The 21,160-nt window shown below is 65.5% G+C and carries 17 protein-coding genes; 13 read left to right on the plus strand and 4 right to left on the minus strand.

Going from position 1 to position 21,160, the window contains the following annotated elements:
* Positions 1-17: 17 nt before the first annotated feature.
* From GGC64_RS02415 to GGC64_RS02445, 7 genes are read left to right on the plus strand one after another with little or no spacing between them, the layout of a single operon-like run.
* A complete protein-coding gene (locus GGC64_RS02415) occupies positions 18-506 on the plus strand; it encodes an SRPBCC family protein (protein ID WP_192720849.1) in 489 nt (162 codons plus the stop codon).
* 32 nt (positions 507-538) lie between these two features.
* Positions 539-1,252, plus strand: a complete 714-nt coding sequence (locus GGC64_RS02420) for a Clp protease N-terminal domain-containing protein (protein ID WP_192720850.1) — start codon at positions 539-541, stop codon at positions 1,250-1,252.
* 41 nt (positions 1,253-1,293) lie between these two features.
* On the plus strand, positions 1,294-1,770 hold the full coding sequence (locus GGC64_RS02425) for an RNA polymerase sigma factor (RefSeq protein ID WP_370581946.1): 477 nt from the start codon (positions 1,294-1,296) through the stop codon (positions 1,768-1,770).
* Positions 1,767-2,360: a methylated-DNA--[protein]-cysteine S-methyltransferase gene (locus tag GGC64_RS02430; protein WP_192720852.1), complete on the plus strand. Its 594-nt coding sequence runs from the start codon at positions 1,767-1,769 to the stop codon at positions 2,358-2,360. Before GGC64_RS02425 ends, GGC64_RS02430 begins: the two co-directional genes overlap by 4 nt.
* 41 nt (positions 2,361-2,401) lie before the next feature.
* The gene (locus tag GGC64_RS02435; RefSeq protein ID WP_192720853.1) at positions 2,402-2,824 is read left to right on the plus strand and encodes a PPOX class F420-dependent oxidoreductase; all 423 of its coding nucleotides are present in this window, start codon (positions 2,402-2,404) and stop codon (positions 2,822-2,824) included.
* A 46-nt stretch (positions 2,825-2,870) separates the two neighbouring features.
* Complete coding sequence (locus GGC64_RS02440; protein WP_192720854.1) at positions 2,871-3,398, plus strand: hypothetical protein; 528 nt, start codon at positions 2,871-2,873, stop codon at positions 3,396-3,398.
* A 4-nt stretch (positions 3,399-3,402) separates the two neighbouring features.
* Positions 3,403-3,933: a GNAT family N-acetyltransferase gene (locus tag GGC64_RS02445; RefSeq protein WP_192720855.1), complete on the plus strand. Its 531-nt coding sequence runs from the start codon at positions 3,403-3,405 to the stop codon at positions 3,931-3,933.
* Here the strand turns inward: GGC64_RS02445 and zapE are convergent.
* Positions 3,930-4,970: a cell division protein ZapE gene (gene zapE / locus GGC64_RS02450; protein ID WP_192720856.1), complete on the minus strand. Its 1,041-nt coding sequence runs from the start codon at positions 4,968-4,970 to the stop codon at positions 3,930-3,932. The two genes, GGC64_RS02445 and zapE, sit on opposite strands and share 4 nt — an antisense overlap.
* A gap of 34 nt (positions 4,971-5,004) precedes the next feature.
* Here zapE and GGC64_RS02455 point away from each other — a divergent pair, with 34 nt between their 5' ends.
* The 6 genes from GGC64_RS02455 to msrB all read left to right on the plus strand — a co-directional run bounded on the left by GGC64_RS02455 (position 5,005) and on the right by msrB (position 18,434).
* Positions 5,005-5,778: a pyrimidine reductase family protein gene (locus GGC64_RS02455; protein WP_192720857.1), complete on the plus strand. Its 774-nt coding sequence runs from the start codon at positions 5,005-5,007 to the stop codon at positions 5,776-5,778.
* 25 nt (positions 5,779-5,803) lie between these two features.
* A complete protein-coding gene (locus tag GGC64_RS02460) occupies positions 5,804-7,369 on the plus strand; it encodes an alpha/beta hydrolase (protein WP_192720858.1) in 1,566 nt (521 codons plus the stop codon).
* 21 nt (positions 7,370-7,390) lie between these two features.
* Complete coding sequence (gene aftC, locus GGC64_RS02465; protein ID WP_192720859.1) at positions 7,391-8,680, plus strand: arabinofuranan 3-O-arabinosyltransferase; 1,290 nt, start codon at positions 7,391-7,393, stop codon at positions 8,678-8,680.
* Positions 8,681-8,794: 114 nt separating this feature from the next.
* On the plus strand, positions 8,795-9,862 hold the full coding sequence (locus tag GGC64_RS02470; protein WP_192720860.1) for an oxidoreductase family protein: 1,068 nt from the start codon (positions 8,795-8,797) through the stop codon (positions 9,860-9,862).
* Between the two features lie 2 nt (positions 9,863-9,864).
* Positions 9,865-18,021, plus strand: a complete 8,157-nt coding sequence (locus tag GGC64_RS02475; RefSeq protein ID WP_192720861.1) for an AAA family ATPase — start codon at positions 9,865-9,867, stop codon at positions 18,019-18,021.
* Positions 18,018-18,434 carry a peptide-methionine (R)-S-oxide reductase MsrB gene (gene msrB / locus GGC64_RS02480; protein ID WP_192720862.1) on the plus strand — a complete coding sequence of 139 codons (417 nt, stop codon included), beginning with the start codon at positions 18,018-18,020 and terminating at the stop codon, positions 18,432-18,434. Before GGC64_RS02475 ends, msrB begins: the two co-directional genes overlap by 4 nt.
* Before the next feature lie 2 nt (positions 18,435-18,436).
* Here msrB and GGC64_RS02485 read toward each other — a convergent pair whose 3' ends face one another.
* The 3 genes from GGC64_RS02485 to hemQ form a co-directional block, all read right to left on the minus strand.
* On the minus strand, positions 18,437-18,694 hold the full coding sequence (locus GGC64_RS02485; RefSeq protein WP_192720863.1) for a hypothetical protein: 258 nt from the start codon (positions 18,692-18,694) through the stop codon (positions 18,437-18,439).
* A 100-nt stretch (positions 18,695-18,794) separates the two neighbouring features.
* Complete coding sequence (locus GGC64_RS02490; protein ID WP_192720864.1) at positions 18,795-20,441, minus strand: NAD-dependent malic enzyme; 1,647 nt, start codon at positions 20,439-20,441, stop codon at positions 18,795-18,797.
* A 23-nt stretch (positions 20,442-20,464) separates the two neighbouring features.
* Complete coding sequence (gene hemQ / locus GGC64_RS02495) at positions 20,465-21,157, minus strand: hydrogen peroxide-dependent heme synthase (RefSeq protein ID WP_192720865.1); 693 nt, start codon at positions 21,155-21,157, stop codon at positions 20,465-20,467.
* Between the last annotated feature and the right edge of the window lie 3 nt (positions 21,158-21,160).

The raw sequence follows: 21,160 nt of genomic DNA on the forward strand, positions 1-21,160 counted from the left end.
CTGACACGATCTGCCCCATGACCGAACGCATCGAAGTCCAGCGCACCATTGCCGCACCGGCCGCCGACATCTTCGCCGTTCTGTGCGATCCGCAGGGTCACGTCGCCATCGACGCAAGCGGCATGCTGCAGGACGCCGAGGGCGCCCCTGCCCAGGCCGTCGGCGACAGCTTCGTCGTGCACATGGATCGCGAATCGCTCAATGACTATCCGATGGGCAAATACGACGTCACCGTGACCATCCGCGAGTACGAGCAGGACCGGCTCATCGCATGGACGATCCTCGGCCGGATCCGGCCACAGATCGGGCACATCTACGGCTATCGGCTCGAGCCGACGGACGACGGAACCCTCGTCACGTCCTTCTACGACTGGTCCGACATCGATCCGGAGTGGCGCGAGGCCGACATCTTCCCGGTCGTGCCGGAGAGCGCACTACGCGCCACCCTGGGCATCCTCGACCGCACAGTGCACCGCGGTTACCCGGGTTCGTCAACCCGGAGTTGACGAACCCGGATCGTCAACCTAGAGTTGACGTCATGACCGAGTCAGCGAAGATCTCCTATCCCGTCCGCCTCGACGACTTGATCAACGTGATCAAGCAGGTCCACGAGGAACCGCTGGAGCAGCTCACCGACGCAGTGCTCGCCGCCGAAACCCTTGGCGAGGTCGCCGACCATCTGATCGGCCATTTCGTCGACCAGGCACGCAAATCAGGCGCGTCGTGGACCGAGATCGGCAAGTGCATGGGCGTCACCAAACAGGCCGCGCAGAAGCGGTTCGTGCCCAAAGCGGACGCGGCCCTCGATCCGCAGGCGGGCTTCGCCCGATACACACCGCGGGCCAGGAATGTCGTCGTCGTCGCGCAGAACAAGGCCGGTGAAGCCGGCAACAACGAAATCACGCCCGACCACCTACTTCTCGGGTTGTTCGCAGACCCCGACGGCCTGGCTCCCAAACTGCTCGCCGGTCAAGGCATCGACGCCGACAAGGTGTCCAAGGCCATCACCCTGCCGCCGCGCGTCGACGACAGGCCCACGCTGATCCCGTTCAACGGCCAGGCCAAGAAGGCGCTCGAATTGACCTTCCGACAAGCACTTCGACTCGGCCACAACTACGTCGGCACCGAACACATCCTGCTGGCGCTGTGGGAGGCCGAGGACGAAGACGGCACGCTGCACCGGCTAGGTGTCGACAGGGACCGTTTCGAACGCGAACTCGTCGCAGCGCTCGAGGCGTACACCAAAGCCTGATCTCACATCCCTTTGCGCCGCGGCGACTACATGATGTGAGGGTGCGACCGTTCGAGGACGTGGTGGCCGAGCACGGCGCGACGGTGTTGCGGGTCTGCCGTGCCGTCGTCGGCCCGGTCGACGCGGAGGACGCGTGGTCGGAAACATTTCTGTCGGCGCTGCGGGCCTACCCCGACCTGCCTGCCGACGCCAACGTCGAAGCGTGGCTGGTCACCATCGCCCACCGCCGCGCCGTCGACGTCGGCCGCGCCCGCTCACGCCGCGCCGTGCCCACCGACACCCTGCCCGACCGACCCGCCACCCATGCCGATCCCGCGGCACGTGATCCCGACCTGTGGACCGCGCTGCAGCGGTTGCCGACCAAACAACGCCAGGCGCTGGCCTACCACCACGTCGCCGGCTTGCCGTTCGCCGAGATCGCCGAACTGCTCGGCAACTCCCCCGATGCCGCGCGCCGCGCCGCGGCGGACGGACTCAAGACTTTGCGCAAGTACTACCGTGAGGACGAAACAGCATGACTACCAACCTTTTTGACGGTCTAGCCGCCGACGACGGCGCACTGTCGCGGCTCCACGCACGACTGGAGCGAGACGCCGCCGCGGCCGACCTGCTCGACGTCGCGTATCGCACCGTCGACACACCCGTCGGCACGCTGCTGCTGGCGGCCACCACCGCAGGACTCGTCCGGGTGGCCTACGACGTCGAGGGCCACGACGCCGTCCTCACGAGCCTGGCCGACCGGATCAGCCCGCGTGTGCTGCGCGCCCCGGCGCGGTTGGACAGTGTGGCTCGGCAGATCGACGAGTATTTCGCCAAGCGCCGCAAGGCCTTTGAGGTGACGGTCGACCTCCGGCTGGCCGAAGGCTTCCGCCGCAACGTCATCGAGCATCTGCGCGAGATCGGTTACGGCCACCGCGAAAGCTATGCGGCAGTGGCCGCCGCTATCGGAAGCCCGCGCGCGGTGCGCGCCGTCGGCACGGCCTGCGCCCACAACCCGCTGCCGGTCGTGATCCCGTGCCACCGCGTCGTGCGCTCCGACGGGTCGACGGGCCAGTACGTCGGCGGACCGCTGGCCAAGTCGACGCTGCTGAACCTCGAGGCCGCCTGACAGAGGGAATTTCTCGGCGGGCGCCGCGGTAGAACAAGTACATGAAACTCAACGACGCTGCTCGCGAACTCATCGGCGAAGGCGCCGACGCGACATTGGTCACCATCAACCCCGACGGCAGCCCGCAGGTGACCGTCGTCTGGGTGGCGCTGGAATCAACCCCCGACGGCGACGAGCTCGTCTCCGCGCATCTGTCCGAGTACCAGAAGACCCGCAATATCCGCCGCGACCCGCGGGTGGCCCTCACCATCCTGTCCACCAAGCACCCGCAGCAGCAGACGCCTTACCTCGCGATCAGCGGGACGGCGAGGATCGAGGAGGGCGGCGCGCCCGCGCTGCTCAAGAAGCTGGCCAAGGCGATGCTCGGCAGCGACGAGCACTTCCCGCCGCCGAACGCTCCGGAAGGATTGCTGACCCGCATCCGGATCGACAAGGTCGGCGGCTTCGGAGCGGTGGCCTCCTGACGTCCAACCGGCTGTAACACGTTTCAGTTTGTGCCATCATGCGTGGATGCGTCGCAGCTTCGTGCTCCTCATCGCCCTACTGGTGGCCGTCCCCGGTTTCGTAGCCCCGTCTGCGTTGGCGGAGGGCAGCCCGATCGGCAACCTCGGTGACACGCTGCGCGTCGAGTTCAAGGGCATCGTCGCCGACGTCACCGTGCACGACGTGATTCCGGTCGATCCGCCACCTCCGGGCTACGTTGCCACGGGCTCGCCGCGGTGGATCAACCAAGGCGGCCCGTGGAAGGCGCTGATCACCGTCCACACCATTCAGGCGCCCACCCCGTTTGCGATGGCCAAATCGTTCGCCTTCAACGGCGTCACCCCTTATGCCGATGCATACCAGCCCAAGAACACCGACGCACCGGACGAGCTGATGGCTGCCCTGGTGAATGCGCCGGCGGGGGCAACGGTCAACGGGGCGGTGTACTGGCAGGTCTATCGCGCACTCGTGACGAACGTGGTGCTACTCGACCGCCAGTCGGGTGAGCACTTGGCGCAGTGGAACATCTGGCAGCCGGGAGCGCCGCTACCGTAGAACCGTGGCCATTGATGTCGCGGCGGCCGTAGCGGCCGATCTAATTGAACTCGCCGACGTGGCCGCCCGCACTTTTCCGCTGGCGTGCCCGCCGTCGGCGACGCCGGAGAACATCGCCGCGTTCGTCGCCGAGAACCTGTCGCAGGTGCGCTTTGCCGACTACCTCGCCGACCCTGATCGCGCAGTGCTGTGTGCACGAGATGACGGCCGAATTGCGGGCTACGCCATGCTGATTCGCGGTGTGCCCGACGATGCCGATGTGCAGCAAGCCGTCACGCTGCGACCCGCCGTCGAGCTGTCCAAGATCTACGTGCTGCCCGGCAGCCACGGCGCGGGCGTCTCCGCCGCGCTGATGGCCGCGGCGTTGCGGTACGCGGCCGATGTCGACGCCAAGTGCGTCTGGCTCGGTGTCAACCAGCTGAACCAGCGCGCCCAGCGCTTCTACACCAAGCAGGGCTTTACGATCAACGGCACCAAGACTTTTCGGCTCGGCGCCGGCGTCGAGAACGATTACGTGATGGTGCGCCCGCTCTAGCCGGAGCTATGGCCGGCGGCGGTCAACGCCAACAGGCGCGACGTCGCGCGTAGGTACTTCTTGCGGAAGCCGCCCGCCATCATCTCGGCGGAGAAGACGGTGTCCAGCTTCGTCCCCGATGCCACGACCGGAACGCCTGCGTCGTAAAGCCGATCGGTCAGCGACACCAAGCGCAGCGCGACGTTCTGGTCATCGATCGGGTGCACGCCGGTGATGAACACCTCGCTAACGCCCTCGATCAGCGTCAGATAACGCGACGGATGCATGGTCGCCAAATGTGCGCACAACGCGTCGAAGTCGTCCAGCGTCGCACCGGGCACCTGTGCGGCGCGTTTCGCGACCTCCTCGTCGCTCGGCGGTTCGGGCGCCGGCGGGAGATCGCGATGGCGGTAGTCCGGCCCGTCGATGCGCACGGAGGTGAAAATGCTTGACAGAGCCTGGATTTCACGGAGGAAGTCCTGCACGGCGAAGCGGCCCTCGCCGAGTTGGTCGGGCAGCGTATTGGACGTCGCTGCCACCGACACGCCGCGGGCGACCAGTTCGGACAACAGCCGCGAGATCAGCGTGGTGTTGCCAGGATCGTCGAGTTCGAACTCGTCGATGCAGACCGCGGTGTAGCCGGCCAGCAGCTCGATGCATTCGACGAAGCCGAACACGCCTGCCAGCTGGGTCATCTCGCCGAACGTCGCGAACGCCGTCGGCGCCGCGGAGGCTGCAGAGATCGCGAAGTATGACGACGCCAGCAGGTGCGTCTTGCCGACGCCGAACCCACCGTCGAGGTAGATGCCGACCCCTGGCAGTACCTCGTGCCTGCCGAACAACTTCTTCTTGCCTGCCCGTCGCGCGACGGCCTGCTCACAGAACTGCCGGCACGAATGCACCGCTGCCGCCTGCGTCGGCTCGGCGGGATCGGGTTTGTACGTTTCGAAGCTGACGTCGGAAAAGGTCGGCGGCGGGATCAGCTGGGCGATCAGCCGCTCGGGCGTCACGGTGGGGTGCCGATCGACCAAATGCGCGACACCACTGGACCCGTGCATGCACGCACCTTAGCGACGTGCTGCAATTCTGCGTATGCCTGACGACGCTGCCGGGATCCAGCTCACAGTGCTTGGCGCCACCGACTCCGTCGACGACAGCCGGCTTGTCGACTTGTACTCCTACCCCGACGGCCTGCAGTCGTGCTGGGTGCGCGGCAACATGATCGCCAGCCTCGACGGCGGCGCCACCGACGACGGCAAGGCCGGCGGCCTGGCCGGTGCCGGCGACCGCGCGGTGTTCTCGCTGATGCGTCACGCCGCCGATGTCATCCTGGTCGGCGCCTCCACCGTCCGCATCGAGAACTACTCCGGCGCCCAACTGCCCGTCGCTGCCCGGCAAGAACGTCAGCACCGCGGGCAGGCCGAGGTACCGCCGATCGCCATCGTCACCCGTTCGGGCAACATCGATCCGAACGCTCTGCTGTTCACCCGCACCGAGGTGCCGCCGCTGATCCTGACCACCAGCCGTTTCCATGACGACGCACGTCGTCGACTCGGCTCGGTAGCCGAGGTCGTCGATGCGTCGGGGCGCGAACCCGAATCCGTCGACAATGCGACCGTCCTGAAAATCCTCGCCGAACGCGGGCTCTACCGCGTGCTCACCGAGGGCGGCCCGCTACTGCTCGGCTCGCTGATCGAGGAGGGGCTGCTCGACGAGCTGTGCCTGACCGTCGCGCCGATCCTCGTCGGCGGCGGATCCAAACGCATCGTGACCGGCATGGGCAGCGTGCACACCACGATGCGGCGCACCCACCTGTTGACCGACGACGACGGCTACCTGTACAGCCGCTACGTCAAGGGCGCCTAAGTCGACCACCAGTACATTGGTCAGCATGCATCGGCGTCGTCAGCTCGCAAAAGCCCTGAGCTTGGCAACTGTTTTGGCGTTGGTGACTGCATGCGCGCCGGGTTTGGCCGCCAATCCTCGGTACGCCACCGACTCCGGCGCCGGCCCGCAGGGAGCGCCGCAGACCACCAAACCGCCGACGGGGCCGCCGCCGATCGAGGCGCCGAAGAACGACCTGTCCTGGCGGGACTGCACCTCGCGGCTGTTCAATGAGGCCGCCGTGCCGCCACTGCCCGGCGTGAAGCTGGACTGCGCCAGCTATGACGCCGACCTCGATCCCATCAACGGCGCCAGCGGGACCGTCAGCATCGGCGTCGTGCGGGCCACGTCGGCGCAGACGCCCAAGGACGCCGGACCGCTGGTGATGACCACCGGATCGGACCTGCCGTCGTCGACGCAGCTGCCCGTCTGGCTGTCTCGCGCGGGCGCCGACATTCTCAAGACCAATCCGATCGTGGCGGTGGACCGCCGCGGCACCGGCATGTCGGGTGCGCTGGACTGCCGCGATGTGTTCGACCGCCAGGAGATGATCGACCAGGCGCAGTTCCAGTCGGGCGATGACCCGGTGGCCAACCTCGGCGCCATCACCCAGACCGCGACCACCAGCTGCACCGACACCATCGCGCCCGGCGACTCGGCCTACGACAACGGGCATGCCGCAGAGGACATCGAACGGCTGCGGAGCACCTGGGATGTGCCCACGCTCGCACTGCTCGGCGTCGGTAACGGCGCTCAGGTCGCGTTGGCCTACGCCGGATCGCACCCGAACAAAGTGGCCCGGCTGATACTCGACTCCCCGCTGCCGCTGGGCATCGCTGCCGAGGCCGCGATGGAACAACGTGTCAAAGGTGAGCAGGCGGCGCTCGACGCGTGGGCCGCGCAGTGCGTGGCCACCAACTGCCCGCTCGCGCCCGACCCCAAGGGGGCGATCGACGCGCTGCTGACGTCGGCGCGCAACGGAAGCGGGCCGGGCGGCGCGTCGGTGGCGAGCGTCGCCGACGCCATCTCGACCGCGCTGGCGTACCCGCGCGGCGACCGCGTCAACGCCGGCAACGACCTGGCCGCGGCGGTGGCGGCGGCCCGCTCCGGCAATGCGAACCAGATGACCAACCTGATCACCGCCGCCGAGGCGCTGCGCCAGACCGATGGGCAGTTCGTCAACGGCTGCAGCGACTCGTTGAACCGGCCGACGCCCGACCGGGTCCGCGAGCTCGTGGTCGCGTGGCCCAAGCTCTACCCGCAGTTCGGCCTCGTCGGCGCGCTGAGCCTGGTCAAGTGCCTGAACTGGCCGAGCGGATCGGCGCCGCAGGATCCCAAGAACCTGAAGATCCCGGTGGTGCTACTCGGTGTGCAGAACGACCCGATCGTCGGCAACGAGGGCGTGGCGGCGGTCGCCGCGACGGTGATCAACGCGGGCACCACCAGCAGGCGGGTGATGTGGCAGGGCATCGGGCACGGCGCCAGCATCTATTCGGACTGCGCGCTGCCGCCGATCATCGGTTACCTGGACAGCGGCAACCTGCCGCCGACCGACACGTACTGCCCTGCCTGACACGGGCCGCTCGGGCTGTCGGTGTACGGTGCGCTGGTGGCGGCTCCCGACTCCATCCGAACCGGCCTGCTGAAGGCGTTTGCACCCCCCACCTCAGCCCCAAGTGTCGCAACGGTGCTGCGGTCGATCCTCTGGCCGATCGCGATCGTGATGATCATCCACCGCAGCTACGTGCTGGCCACCAACGGCTACATCACCGACGACTACGGCCCGGTCTACCGCGCAGTCGTCAACTTCAAGCGCGGCTGGGACATCTACAACGAGCACTTCGATCAGGTCGACCCGCACTACCTGTACCCACCCGGCGGCACGCTGATCATGGCGCCGTTCGGCTATCTACCGGTCGACGCGTCGCGGTACTGGTTCATCACGTTCAACACGATCGCGATCGTCATCGCGGCGTTCCTGCTGGTGAACCTGTTCAAGTTCTCGTGGACGTCGGTGGCACTGCCCGCACTGCTCGTCGCGATGTTCTGCACCGAAAGCGTGGTCAACACACTGGTTTTCGGCAACATCAACGGCTGCATTCTTTTGCTCGAGGTGTTGTTCTTCCGCTGGCTGCTCGACGGGAAGGTCAATCACCAATGGTGGGCCGGCGTGGCGATCGGGCTGTCACTTGTGGTGAAACCGCTTCTGGGACCGCTGCTGTTGTTGCCGCTGCTGAACCGGCAATGGCGGGCCATTGTCACCGCGATCGTGATTCCGGTCGTGTTCAACGCAATCGGCTGGTTCATGGTGAGCGATCCGATGAACTTCGTGCGCGGCACGATTCCCTACATCTTCTCGATCCGCGACTACTTCAACAGCTCGATCCAGGGCAACGGCATCTACTACGGCTTACCGGGGTGGCTGATCCTGTTGCTGCGCATCGCGTTTCTGGCGTTGGCTATCGCCAGCCTGTGGTTGTTGTACCGTCACTACCGCACCCGTGACCCGCTGTTCTGGATGGCGACCTCGTCGGGTGTGCTGCTGATCGCGTCGTATCTGGTGCTGTCGCTTGGCCAGGGCTACTACTCGATGATGCTGTTCCCGTTCCTGATGACGGTGGTGCTGCCGAATTCGGTGATCCGCAACTGGCCGGCCTGGCTGGCGATCTACGGGTTCATGAGCGCCGACCGCTGGCTGCTCGGGCACTGGCCGACGACGGGACGCTTCCTGGAGTACATGAAGTTCACCTACGGGTGGTGCTTGATGCTCATCGTGGTGTTCTGCGTGCTCTACTTCCGTTATCTCGACGCCAAAGCCGACGGCCGACTCGACGACGGCATCGACCCGACGTGGATGAAGCCCAAGGAGCCCGTGCCGGCTTGAACCCGGGCGGCGTTTGCTTCTGCAACTTCCCGGGGTGCGGTATCAGCGCTGATGGCGGTCGAATCTCGTACGATTGATTCGCTGGCCGGGGGGCGCCACGGGGAGGCGAAGCGTATGCCGACGATTCCAGTCGATCCCTTATCCGTAACCCCGGCATGGCTGAGCGACACCCTGCAGGCAGACGTACGGGCATGCGCGATCGACCAGATCGCAATCGGGGTCGGCCTTCTGGGCCGGTTGTTTCGCGTCCATCTCGAGGGCGGACCCGGCGTTCCGGCCTCCGTGGTGGTGAAGCTGCCGACCCTCGACACCAAGGTCCGCAGGCAGATTTGCGAGGCCGCCGACTTCTATCTCCGCGAGGTCCGCTTCTACGACGAAATCGGTATCGCGAATCCTCTTCCACCGGCGCTCCCCTACTTCACCGCCTTCGACGAGACCACCCACGACTTCGTCCTTGTACTCGAGGATCTGGGCCGGCTTCGCCTAGCAGACCAGACCGCCGGATGCAGCCCGGCGGACGCCGAGACCGTGATCGACGCCATCGCCCGTCACCACGCCCATTGGTGGGCCAACGACCGGCTGGCGTCACTGTCGTGGCTGACGCCATTCAACCTGCCTCCCTTTCCGGACGTCGCCATCGCCAACTACACAACCGGCTGGCCGGTGTTCCTCGAACGCGTGGGGGCCGACCTCTCCCCCTCGTTGCTCGATTTCGGCAGGAAGCTGCCCTCCTTGATGCCCTGGTTGCTGACCGAACTCACGCACCCGCCCCACACCTTCCTGCATGGAGACCTCCGCCTCGACCAATTGTTCTTCGCGGTCGACGCCGACGACCCGCCGGTGACCGCGCTGGACTGGCAGATCACCGCAAAGGGTCGAGGGGCCTACGACGTCGGCTACTTCCTGAGCCAGAGCCTTACCGTCGAGACCCGACGAAGCTGTGAAAGTGGGTTACTCGAGCGGTATGCCGAACGGCTGGCCGAACACGGAATCGATTACCCCCGAGAACAATTGCTGCGCGACTACCGGCTCACCACAGCGTGGTGCTTCGGCTACCCCGTCATCGCGGCCGGCCGCATCGACATCGTCAACGAACGCCAACTGGATCTGCTGCGAGCGATGCTCAACAGGTCGGCGACGGCAATCGAAGACCACGACGCCCTCATGCTCAGGCCGGACTGAACATGGCCGAGCATCGCCGCGCCTGCCCCGCCTGCGGGACGCCGAACGAAGAGGATGCGCGCTTCTGCGAGGGCTGTGGTTCGTCACTGGCCCGAGAGTGCGCGACATGCGGTGTGGAAGCCAGTGCCACCGCACGGTTTTGCCGGGGATGCGGTGCACGGCTGGATGCTCAAGTGTCACAAGGCGTTTCGAATGCCGGGCCGGTTCGCAAGACGGTAACGGTGATGTTCGCCGACCTGGCCGGTTCGACCGGCTTCGAGGAGCAGGTTGATGCGGAGACAGCGCGCGAGGTCATTGGCCGCTACCACGATCTGCTGCGCTCGACCGCCGAACACCACAGGGCGGGGCTGACGAAGTACATCGGCGACGGGTTCATGGCCGTCTGGGGTGTGCCCGAGATCGGCCCGGACGACGCCGCGCGGGCGGTCGAAGCCGCTGTCGAGTTGCAGGAGCATTTCGTCGACCTGGCAGCCATGGTCACCGAAATCCATGGGGTCGAACTCGCACTGCGCGTTGCGGTGAACACAGGTGAAGTCGTCGTCGGGGCCGGCGATGCCGACCTTGTCGGCGACGCGCTGAACGTCGGAGCCCGACTCGAGGCCGAGTGCCCACGCGGACGGGTCGTGGTCGGCGAGGAAACCTGGCGGTCCACACGGGGACGGCACGGGTACGAGTCGCTCGGCGACGTGCAGGTGAAGGGGCGAAGCGCCCCAGTTGCGGTGTACCAGTGGCTCGGCCGCCAGTCGGACACCGATGCCACTCCATTCGTCGGCCGGGCCGACGAGGTGCGGCGATTGCAGGCGGTACTCGACGACGTTGTCGCCGCGCGAGCGGCGCGGATGATCACGGTCATTGGTGATCCCGGCGTGGGAAAGAGCCGGTTGGCGGCGGAGTTCACCGCGGCGCAAGGCGATGCGCGCATCATCCCGGTCCGGTGCGACGTCGCGGCGACGGTCGCCCTGGCACCCCTCGTGGAGGTCCTCCGATCCAGAGACCTCGAAAGTGACGTTCCCGCAGGCGTTCCCGAGCGCGATCGGTTGCTGCGCGACCTCAACGGCTTGGCGACCGGCGTCGCGGGCTCTGTCGAGGAAAACTTCTGGGCCTTGCGACGATTCGTCGAGGTGCTGGCTTCCGCGTCCCCGGTCCTGTTGGTTCTCGACGACATTCAGTGGGCCGACGCCCTCTTGCTGGATTTCATCGAGCATCTGGTGGAATGGGCGCAGGAAGCGCCGATACTGCTGCTGGCCCTGGCACGGCCCGAACTCCGCGAGATCCGGCCCGACCTCGTCACCGTCAGCCGCTGGGTATCGGAGGCGGTGCACCTTGACGGCCTCGACGCCGGCGCCACAGCCGAACTCGCCGCCAAGGTGCTCGGAGCCATTGCGCTGCCCGACGAACTCCTGCACCGCCTGCCGTCGTCGACCGGAGGCAATCCGCTGTTCGTACGGGAACTGATCGGCATGCTCGCACACGACGGGGTGCTCGTGCAGGAGGCGACGGGCTGGCGACTTGCGATCGACGTCGACGCGATCACGATCCCGCCGACGATCCATGCCTTGCTCGCGTCGCGTCTGGAACGGCTCAACGCTTCCGACCGTCGCGTCCTCGAAGTCGCATCGGTGATCGGCAACGACTTCTCGCCCGGGGCGGTGTCCGCCCTCGCCGGTGCAAGCGCAGCTGAGATCATGGTGTCCCTCAACCGGCTTCGACGCCTCGAGTTCGCGCAACCCAGCGGGACCTACCTCGGCGACGAGGCGGTCTGGCGCTTCCACCACGTCCTCATCCGTGACGTGGCCTACCGCCGCCTGCTGAAGTCTGACCGCGCGGATCTGCACGAGCGGCTGGCCGATTTGGTCGAAGCGGGCGGCTCAGGGGCGGCATTCGAATCCGACGAGATCATCGCCCGGAATCTGGAAGCCGCACACTCCTATCGACTCGAACTGGGCACCCCCACAGGCGATCTCGCCCTGCGGTCGGCCCACCGCTATGCCGCATCGGCGCGGCGGGCCCTCGATCGCGACGAGCTGGTCTCTGCGGGCACCCAGGCCGCTCGCGGTGCAGCATTGGCGGCGGCGGACGAATCGCTGCACGCCGAACTGCTGCTGATCGGTTGTGAGGCTTTCCTTTCGGCGGGCGACGTGTCCGCCGGAGCGCCACTGGTCGATGAACTCGACCGCATCGCCGGCGACGCGCTGGCGCCGTGGGCGACCTGCTATCGATGCCAATTCGTGGTCTACACCGCCCCGGAGCGGTTATTGGAAATCGATGACCGCCTGCAAAGCGCCATCGACGAGTTCGGCCGCCGCAACGATGCGGCAGGTTTGGCGAAGGCGCATCGGGTGCGGGCGGGCGCGCGCGCACGCCTTGGCCGGATCGGTGACTGCGAAGCCGACCTGTTCGAGGCGCTCATCGCGGCGCGCCGAAGCGGGGACCACCGGCAGATCACCGCCGCCCTTGGCGCCGCGCCCGGCGCCGCGCTATGGGGGCCTAGCCCCGTGCCGAAGGCCGGCGGCCGTTGCCTCGACGTGGTGCGGATGCAGCGAATGACCACGGCCGCACCGTCACTCGAGGCAACATCGTTGCGCTGCTTGGCGGTTCTGGAAATGTTACGAGGCCGGTCGACCAAGGCCCGCACGATGCTCGCCGACGCCCGGCAGGTGGTCGCCGATCTCGGCCTGCGGCACGGGCTCATGGAGACCGAACTGTTCGCTGGCATCATCGAGACGATGGAAGGCGACCCGATCGCCGCCGAACCCCACTTCCGAACTGCCCTCGAGGGTTTGGATGCGCTCGGGGTTGGCGCCGACGCAGGTCAGGCCGCGGCGCTTCTGGCGCGATCCGTACTCGTCCAAGGCCGGCTTGACGAAGCCGACCGGTATGCGACGGAGAGCGAGCGCCTCGCAGGCCGCAACCTGAAAACGGCAATCGCCTGGCGCGCAGTTCGGGCCGAGATCCTGGCAGCACAGCACCGATACGATGAAGCCACCACTATGGCGCGGGATGCGGTTGCCGTCGCCGCAGGCACCGACCTGGTACTTGACCACGCCGAAGCCTGCCTCGCATTGAGCCGGGTACTTGCTGCAGCTGGAGATGTGGAGGGCAGCAACGCCGCTCGGGCTGACGCCGAAGCGCTGTACACAGCGAAGGAAGTGGCGAGTGCGATCAGTCGGGGGGGTGAACGTGCGGTTCCACCAGCTCCACCGACCACGACGTCCTCACGCACGGCGGTCACCAACCGGGCCAGTCGAGCGGTGGATGCTGCTTATCGCGCGCTACAGGCCGGGGATGTGGACGGTATGGTTGCAGCCTGCTCGGACACGTTCACCTATCAAGACCGGAGGCGGTTGAGCGGCATCCCGGTGGACAATGTCACAACGTTGCGGGCGTCGTACGAAAAGCTGATCGAGCAGTACAGTCTCTTCGAGATACGCACGTTGGCGGTACGCGGCGAAGGGCTGGTCCTCGCGCACAGCCGTTGTTCCAATGACGCCGGTTACGAAACCGCTTATCTCATCGTGTACGAGGTCGACGATGACGGACTGCTGACCCACGACGTCCGCTTCGACGAGGACGACTTCGAGGGTGCCTACGGCGAGCTCGACCGTCGCTACTACTCCGGAGACGGGGTGGTTTCCGCAGACGCGGGGAGTTTCATCACGGAGTGGGTCACCGCGCTGAATCGGGGCGACTTCGACCGGGCGTTCGGTGAGCTCATCAGTTCAGAAGCACACTTGGAGAATCGTTCTCGCGCACCCTTCACCAACGACTACGCCACCGAGATTCGCACCGGCTTCGAGGGACTCAACGCGATGGTCACATCGGCGCGGCTGTGGAACTCGACGGTGACCTGGCTGTCGCCGACTGTGATGGTCGGTCGATTCGACCGCGAAGCCATTGGACCGGACGGCGAGAACTATGCGTGGGCATGGCTCAGCGCGGGCGAGATTCGCGACGGTCAAATCGCGGCGGTCTGCAGCTTTGACGTCGAAGACGAGGCCGCCGCCTTCGCTTACGCCGAGGAGCGGCTACGCGGGACCACGAGCCGCCTGGCGATCACAAATGAGTCATGCGAGTTCCTGCCGGGCTTCATCGAGGCGACACGGGCCCACGACGTCGACGCCACGCTCTCCGTCTACGCCGATGAGTTCGTCTACGACGATCGGCGACACCTCAGCGGTGACCCCATTGTCACCCGCGATGCGATGCGCACGGCGATCGAGCGCGTCTTCGAGCACTACAACCACTTCGAGTTTCGCGTTCTGGCGGTGCGCGGGCAGCGCTTGCATCTTCTGTGGAGCCGTTGGTCAGACGATGACGGTAACCAAACACCGACACTGTACGTAATTGAGACCGACGACGACCGACGGGTGAGCCATTTCATCCGCTTCGACGATGAAGATTTCGAGGGCGCCTACCGCGAACTCGAGCGCCGCTACTGCTCCGGTGAAGGTGCGGCATTCGCTGAAGCGAGTGCCGCGGTAACCGACTGGTTGAACGCCATGAACCGGGGCGATTTCGATCGGCTCTTCAATGAACTGAGTAGCAGCGACTTGCGGGTCGAGAACCGTTCGCGCTCGGCACTTCCAGATCTCTCCGCCGCAGAACTTCGCGTCAGCTTCGAGGACCTCAACGCGAGGGTCGCCTCGACGCGGACAATGCTCTCCGCATTGTCTTGGGTATCGCCGACGGTGGTCGTTGGACGCTTCGAGCGGGAGGCCATCGGACACGACGACGAGCGCTACTCGTGGACACGGCTGTTTGTCAACGAGCTCCGCAACGGTCGGCTTGTGTCAGTGTGCCAATTCGAAATCGACGACGAAGACTCGGCGTTCGCGTACGCCGATGAGTTGATGCGGGCATCCACGCGCAGGCTCGCAATTGCGAACAGAGCCAGCCAGAGAGCGGAAAAGCTTGCGAACGCGATGCGCTCTGGTGATCGCGAGGCTGCCATCGCGTGCTATGCGGAGCCGTTTGTGTTCGACGATCGGCGTCGCATCAGCGGTGACCCGTTGCATACTCTGGAAGGCATGCGCTCCGCGATCGAGCGGATCTTCCAGCAGTACAACCACTTCGATACGCAGGCCCTTGCTGTCCGGGGCGAGCGTCTTCATCTGTTTTGGAATCGCTGGTTCAATGACGCCGGGTATGAAACCACCTACCTGCACTTATACGAAATCGGCGATGACGGACTGATTCACTACGACGGCCGCTTCGATGAAGACGATTTCGAAAGCGCCTACCGCGAACTGGAGCGCCGCTACTACGCCGATGAGGGCGCGGAATTCGCCGCCGGCGGCGCAATTGCGACCGAGTGGATCGCAGCGCTGAACCAAGGCGACTTCGACAGACTGTTCGGTGAGCTGACAACCCCCGATATGCATGTCGTCAGTCGTTCACGATCTGTCTTCGTGGATCGCTCGGCCGCTGAGATTCGCGGCAGCTTCAAAGAGTTGAACGCGATGGTCGCCTGGTCGCGGTCATGGCACTCGGCCCTGTGTTGGCTGTCGCCCACCATCGTCGTGTTTCGCTTCGAGCGAGAGGCGATTGGGCTTGACGGCGAAAAGTACACGTGGACATGGCTTCACGTAAGCGAGATCAGCGAGGGGCGGTTCGCAGCGGCCTGCCGTTTCGAACTCGACGACGAAGACGCCGCATTCGCCTTCGCCGAGGAGCGAATGCGGACGACCGCGAGCAGACTTGCGGTGACAAACAAGTCATGCGAGTACATCGCCCCGTTCCTCAAGGCGTCCCAGGCCCACGACGTCGATCGCGCGCTGGCCTGGTACTCAGACCGGTTCGTGTTTGACGATCGACGACGGTTGAGCGGCGATCCCATCCTCGACCGTGATGCGATGAGGGCCGCGATCGAGCGCGTCTTTGATCAGTACACCGAGTTCGAGACTCGCGTTGTGGCCGTTCGTGGAGAGCGTTTGCACCTTCTCTGGACTCGCTGGTCCGACGACGACGGCAACGTGACGACCTCCATATATGTGAATGAAACCGACGATGACGGCCGGATCGAATATCACGGTTGCTTCGATGAGGAAGACTTCGAAGCTGCCTACCGTGAACTCGAAGGCCGCTATTACGCGGGCGAGGGCGCGGCATTCGGCGCCGGGGGTGCCGTCGGCACCGAATGGGTATGTGGGCTCAACCGAGGAGACGTCGACCGACTGTTCAACGAGCTCACCGCCCCCGGCCTGCGTGTCGAGAATCGGTCGCTATCGGTATTCGGAGATCCCACTGCAGCCGTGTTCCGCGCCACCTTCGAGGAACTGAACGGCATGGTCGCCTCGACTAAGTCCTGGAGCTCCGCATTGTGCTGGTTGTCGCCCGAGTGGGGCATTGCCCGTCTCGAGCGGGAGGCCATCGGACAAGGTGGCGAAAAGTACACGTGGGCAGAACTTCACGTAACCGAGATCCGCGACGGGCGGCTGGTCTCGCTGTGCCGTTTCGAACTCGAGGATGAGGCGGCGGCATTCGCCTTCGCCGAGGAGCGAATGCGGACGACCGCGAGCAGGCTTGCGGTGAGGAACAGGGCAACGCAGGCGGCGGACACCTCCTTGCGGGCAATGCGAGACCATGATGTCGAGGCCGCGGTTGCGGTGCACTCAGATCGATTCGTGTATGACGATCACCGACGACTCAGCGGCGATCCGATAGTAGGCACCACTGAGTTACTTGCAGCATCTGCGCGCATCCTCGAGCAGTACCCACACATCGACTGGCGCGTCCTGGCCGTGCGAGGTGATCGCTTGGAGATGCGCTGGACTCGCTGGTGGGACGACGCCGGCAACGAGGCCAGGTACCTGACCGTGTGCGAGGTTGACGACGACGGACGAATCGCTTATCACGGCCGCTTCGAAGAGGACGACTTCGAAGCGGCCTACCGTGAACTCGAAGACCGTTACTACGCGGGCGAGGGCGCGGCGTTCGGCGCCGGTGGCGCAGTCGGCACCGAATGGGTATGTGCGCTCAATCGAGGGGACTTCGACCGACTGTTCAACGAGCTCACCGCCCCCGACCTGCGCGTCGAGAATCGATCGCTATCGGTATTCGGAGATCCCACTGCAGCCGAGTTCCGCGCCACCTTCGAGGAACTGAACGGCATGGTCGCCTCGACTAAGTCCTGGAGCAGCGCGTTGTGCTGGTTGTCGCCCGAGTGGGGCATTGCCCGCCTCGAGCGGGAGGCCATCGGACAAGGTGGCGAAAAGTACACGTGGGCAAGGCTTCACGTAACGGAGATCCGCGACGGGCGGCTGGTCTCGCTGTGCCGTTTCGAACTCGAGGATGAGGCGGCGGCGTTCGCCTACGCCGAGGAACGCGTGCGGGCGACCACCAGCCGGTTGCCAGTCGTGAACCGGGCCAGCCTGACGTGGGACGCCTTGGGCGACGCCGCGCAAGCCCACGACGCCGACGGTATGGCCGCGTGCTACCACGAGCACTTCGTCTACGACGATCGACGGCGGTTGGGCGGCAATCCACTCCGCACCGTGCGATCTGCCGTTGAAGGCATCTTGGCTCAGTACAACGAGTTCGAAGGGCGAACGCTCGCGGTCCGGGGAGAGCGTCTTCACCTTGGCTGGAGCCGCTGGTCGAACGACGCGGGATACGAGACGACGTACCTGATCGTTCATGAGGTCGACGAGAGCGGGCGGTTCACCTACGAGGGACGGTTCGACGAGGACGACTTCGATAGTGCCTACCGCGAACTCGATCGGAGGTACTACGCCGGAGAAGGGTCGGCGTTCGCCGAAGCTGGCGCCGTTCAGACTGAGTGGCTCAGCGCCCTGAACCGCCGTGACCTTGACCGGTTGTTCGGCGAGCTCACCGCCCCCGAGATGCGCTTCGAGATGCGGTCGAGCTCCGCATTTGCGGACACGTCGGCCGCGGCGGCCCGCGCCTTCATCGAGGATTTCAACACGACGGTCGCCCGGGCACGGACATGGCATCGGGCCGTCTGTTGGGTATCGCCGACATGTTGCGTCAGCCGCACGGATCGCGAGGCCGTCGGTCACGACAGCGAGCAGTACGTATGGACACGGCTTAGTGTGACTGAGTTTCGCGACGGACAGATGGCATCGGAGCGCGAGTTCGACCTCACGGACGAGGCCGCCGCGTTTGCTTACGCCGAGGAGCGAGCTAGCGTGGAACCATGACCACACCGGCCCCCAAGCTGCAGCTCACCGACGACGAGTGGCGTAAGAAGCTCACCCCTGAGGAATTCCACGTGCTTCGCCAGGCGGGCACCGAGCGGCCGTTCACCGGCGAGTACACCGACACCAAGACCGAGGGCGTGTACGAGTGCCGGGCGTGCGGCGCCGAATTGTTCCGCAGCAGCGAGAAATTCGAATCTCACTGCGGTTGGCCGTCTTTCTTCGACCCGGCCAATTCGGATGCGGTGATCCTGCGTTCTGACGACTCGCTGGGCATGCATCGTGTCGAGGTGCTGTGCGCCAACTGCCACAGCCACCTCGGCCACGTCTTCGAGGGCGAGGGCTACCCCACCCCGACCGACCAGCGCTACTGCATCAACTCGATCTCGCTGCGACTGGTGCCTGCGGAGTCCTAGCCCTAAGGGATCGCCGCCTGCGGATTCGAGTTCGGCGCCTCCCCCGCGTACAGCGGCGCGGGCCCCGTGATGCTCGGCACCGCTTTCTCGATCGCAGGCACCGTTGGCTCAGTCGTCGTGGCGGGCGCGCTGGAGCTTCCCGCTGCTGTGAACTGCTCGCCCTGCATGTAAGACACCGCCACGCCGCCAAGGGCGATCATGGCGCCACTACCCATTACTGCGGCACAGAGCCGCATGTTGTGAATCAGCTTCTGGCTCATAGTCTTAGTGAACGCCGCCAATCTGCAATCATGCTGACGGAGCGTTGCCAATCGGCTAAGCGGCGCAGTTATTCCCGCTCACGCGAAATGCCAAGTAAATTCAGATGCGATACTCAGGTGTCCAGCGCACCTGGGTGATTCGATCGGCGAGTTCCTCGGCGCTGCGCTTTGGGGCGACGCCGTCGGCGATCGCTTGCAGACCTACCGCGTGCGCGATGCGCACTGCGATGTCGGGCACGTCCGTCCACGCAGGCAGCAGCGGCTGGGTGGGATCGATCAGTGCCGGCGAGGCGTCGCCGAGAGTGGCGGCCGCGACGCGCATCATTTCATCGGTGACCCGGTTGGCCTGCGCCGCCGTGACGGCCAGCCCCATGGCCGGGAAGATGTACACGTTGTTGCACTGCGCTATCGGGTACTCGACGCCGTCTCGGTGCAGCGGGGCGAACGGTGAGCCCGTCGCGATCAGGGCACGACTGTCGGTCCATGCGTCCAATTCGGCGGGATGCGCCTCGGCGCGACTGGTCGGGTTGGACAGCGGGAAGATGATGGGCCGTTCAGTCTTGCCCGCCAGCTCGCGAACAATATCCTCTGTGAACGCCCCAGCGGCAGTGGACAATCCGAGCAGGACGCCGACGTCGACGTGGTGCACCACATCGGCGAGCTGGGCGGGCCCCGACAAGCCCCAGCTCGCGACGCGGTCCACCGGCTTGGCAAACTTCTGCTGTTCTGCCGACAGGTCGGTGCGGTCATCGGTGAGCAGACCGACGACGTCGACGACCCAGATACGTTCGGCCGCATCCGCTTCCGACAACCCCTGCGCCACCATCTCGCGCCGCACCATGTCGAGCACCCCAATGCCCGCAGAACCCGCGCCGAGCATCACCACCTGCTGTTGTGACAGCGGGCGCCCGGCCACCTTCGCGGCGCCATGCAGTGCGCCGAGAGCGACGGCGGCAGTGCCCTGAATGTCGTCGTTGAAGGTGAGCAATTTGTCGCGATAGCGCTCGAGAATCGGCAGCGCATGTGCGGTGGCGAAGTCCTCCCACTGCAGCAGCACATCGGGCAGCTCCTCGTGCACCGCAGCGACGAACTCGTCGATGAATGCGTAGTACTCGTCGTCGCCGATCCGCCGGTGCCGCCAACCCAAATACTGTGGGTCTTCAAGCAATTCGACGTTGTCGGTGCCGACGTCGAGCACGATCGGCAGGGTGCGAGCCGGGTCGATGCCGCCGATCAGGGTGTAAAGCGAGAGCTTCCCGATCGGGATGCCCATCCCACCGATGCCTTGATCGCCGAGGCCCAGTATTCGCTGCCCGTCGGTCACGACGATCACGTCGACGTCATGATGCGGACGGTTACGCAACACCTCGCGCAACTCGGCCCGGTCCGGATACGACACGAACAGCCCGCGCGGCCGTCGGTAGATCTCGCTGAAGCGCTGGCAAGCCTCGCCGACTGTCGGGGTGTACACAACCGGCATCGTCTCGGCGATGTGGTCGCGCAGCACACGGTAGAACAGCACCTCGTTACGATCCTGCAGCGCGCGCAGATAGATGTGCCGGTCCAGACCCTCACGGCGAGTGGAGAACTCGTTCCAGCAATGGTCGACTTGCTGGTCGACGGTCTTCTCGGCGGTCGGCAGTAGCCCGAGCAAACCGTACTTACGACGTTCGTCGTGGGTGAAAGCCGTGCCCTTGGTCCTCAACGCGTCGAACAGCAGATCCTGTCCGGTCTTTGCCTCAGACAACTGGGGTCCTTTCGCCGGCGCAGTTACGGAAGCTTGTTGACCAACTCTTCCACTCCGACGCGTGGGCCGGTGAAGAACGGGGTCTCCTCGCGCACATGGCGACGCGCGTCGGTGTAGCGCAGTTTCCACATCAACTCGACGATGCGGGCCAGATCGGGCCCCTCGAACGCCAGGATCCATTCGTAGTCGCCGAGCGCGAACGCGGGCACGGTATTGGCCCGCACATCGGGGTACTCGCGGCCGGCCATGCCGTGCTCGACGAGCATCTTGCGGCGCTCGTCGTCTGGCAGCAGATACCAGTCCAAGGACCGGACGAAGGGGTATACGCAGAGGTAGTCACCCGGCGGCTCGCCGGCGATGAACGCAGGCACGTGGCTCTTGTTGAACTCGGCGGGCCGGTGCAGCGCGACAACACTCCACACCGGATCGCTGGCCAGCCCGAGCGCGGTGCGACGGAAGGCCGAGTAGGTGGACTGCAGGTCCTCCACACGTTCGGCGTGGGTCCAGATCATGAAGTCGGCGTCGGCGCGGAGGCCCGCGACGTCGTAGATACCGCGGACGACTACGCCCTTGTCCTCCTGCTGCTTGAGGAAGGTCGCGGTCTCATCGATCACCGCCGCGCGATCGTCCCCCAACGCCTCCGGTTCCACGGCGAAGACCGAGATCATCATGTATCTGGTCATCGAATTGAGGGCGTCGTAGTCGAGCTTGGCCATGTC

Origin of the sequence: Mycobacterium sp. OAS707 (genome assembly GCF_014873705.1) — a bacterium.
Lineage (GTDB): Bacteria > Actinomycetota > Actinomycetes > Mycobacteriales > Mycobacteriaceae > Mycobacterium.

Coding starts and splice junctions, on each gene's coding strand:
- GGC64_RS02475 (WP_192720861.1), top strand. CDS start 9,865: ATGGCCGAGCATCGCCGCGCCTGCCCCGCCTGCGGGACGCCGAACGAA.
- GGC64_RS02455 (WP_192720857.1), top strand. CDS start 5,005: ATGCCTGACGACGCTGCCGGGATCCAGCTCACAGTGCTTGGCGCCACC.
- GGC64_RS02420 (WP_192720850.1), top strand. CDS start 539: ATGACCGAGTCAGCGAAGATCTCCTATCCCGTCCGCCTCGACGACTTG.
- GGC64_RS02470 (WP_192720860.1), top strand. CDS start 8,795: ATGCCGACGATTCCAGTCGATCCCTTATCCGTAACCCCGGCATGGCTG.
- zapE (WP_192720856.1), bottom strand. CDS start 4,970: ATGCACGGGTCCAGTGGTGTCGCGCATTTGGTCGATCGGCACCCCACC.
- GGC64_RS02415 (WP_192720849.1), top strand. CDS start 18: ATGACCGAACGCATCGAAGTCCAGCGCACCATTGCCGCACCGGCCGCC.
- msrB (WP_192720862.1), top strand. CDS start 18,018: ATGACCACACCGGCCCCCAAGCTGCAGCTCACCGACGACGAGTGGCGT.
- hemQ (WP_192720865.1), bottom strand. CDS start 21,157: ATGGCCAAGCTCGACTACGACGCCCTCAATTCGATGACCAGATACATG.
- GGC64_RS02485 (WP_192720863.1), bottom strand. CDS start 18,694: ATGAGCCAGAAGCTGATTCACAACATGCGGCTCTGTGCCGCAGTAATG.
- GGC64_RS02460 (WP_192720858.1), top strand. CDS start 5,804: ATGCATCGGCGTCGTCAGCTCGCAAAAGCCCTGAGCTTGGCAACTGTT.
- GGC64_RS02440 (WP_192720854.1), top strand. CDS start 2,871: ATGCGTCGCAGCTTCGTGCTCCTCATCGCCCTACTGGTGGCCGTCCCC.
- GGC64_RS02430 (WP_192720852.1), top strand. CDS start 1,767: ATGACTACCAACCTTTTTGACGGTCTAGCCGCCGACGACGGCGCACTG.
- GGC64_RS02435 (WP_192720853.1), top strand. CDS start 2,402: ATGAAACTCAACGACGCTGCTCGCGAACTCATCGGCGAAGGCGCCGAC.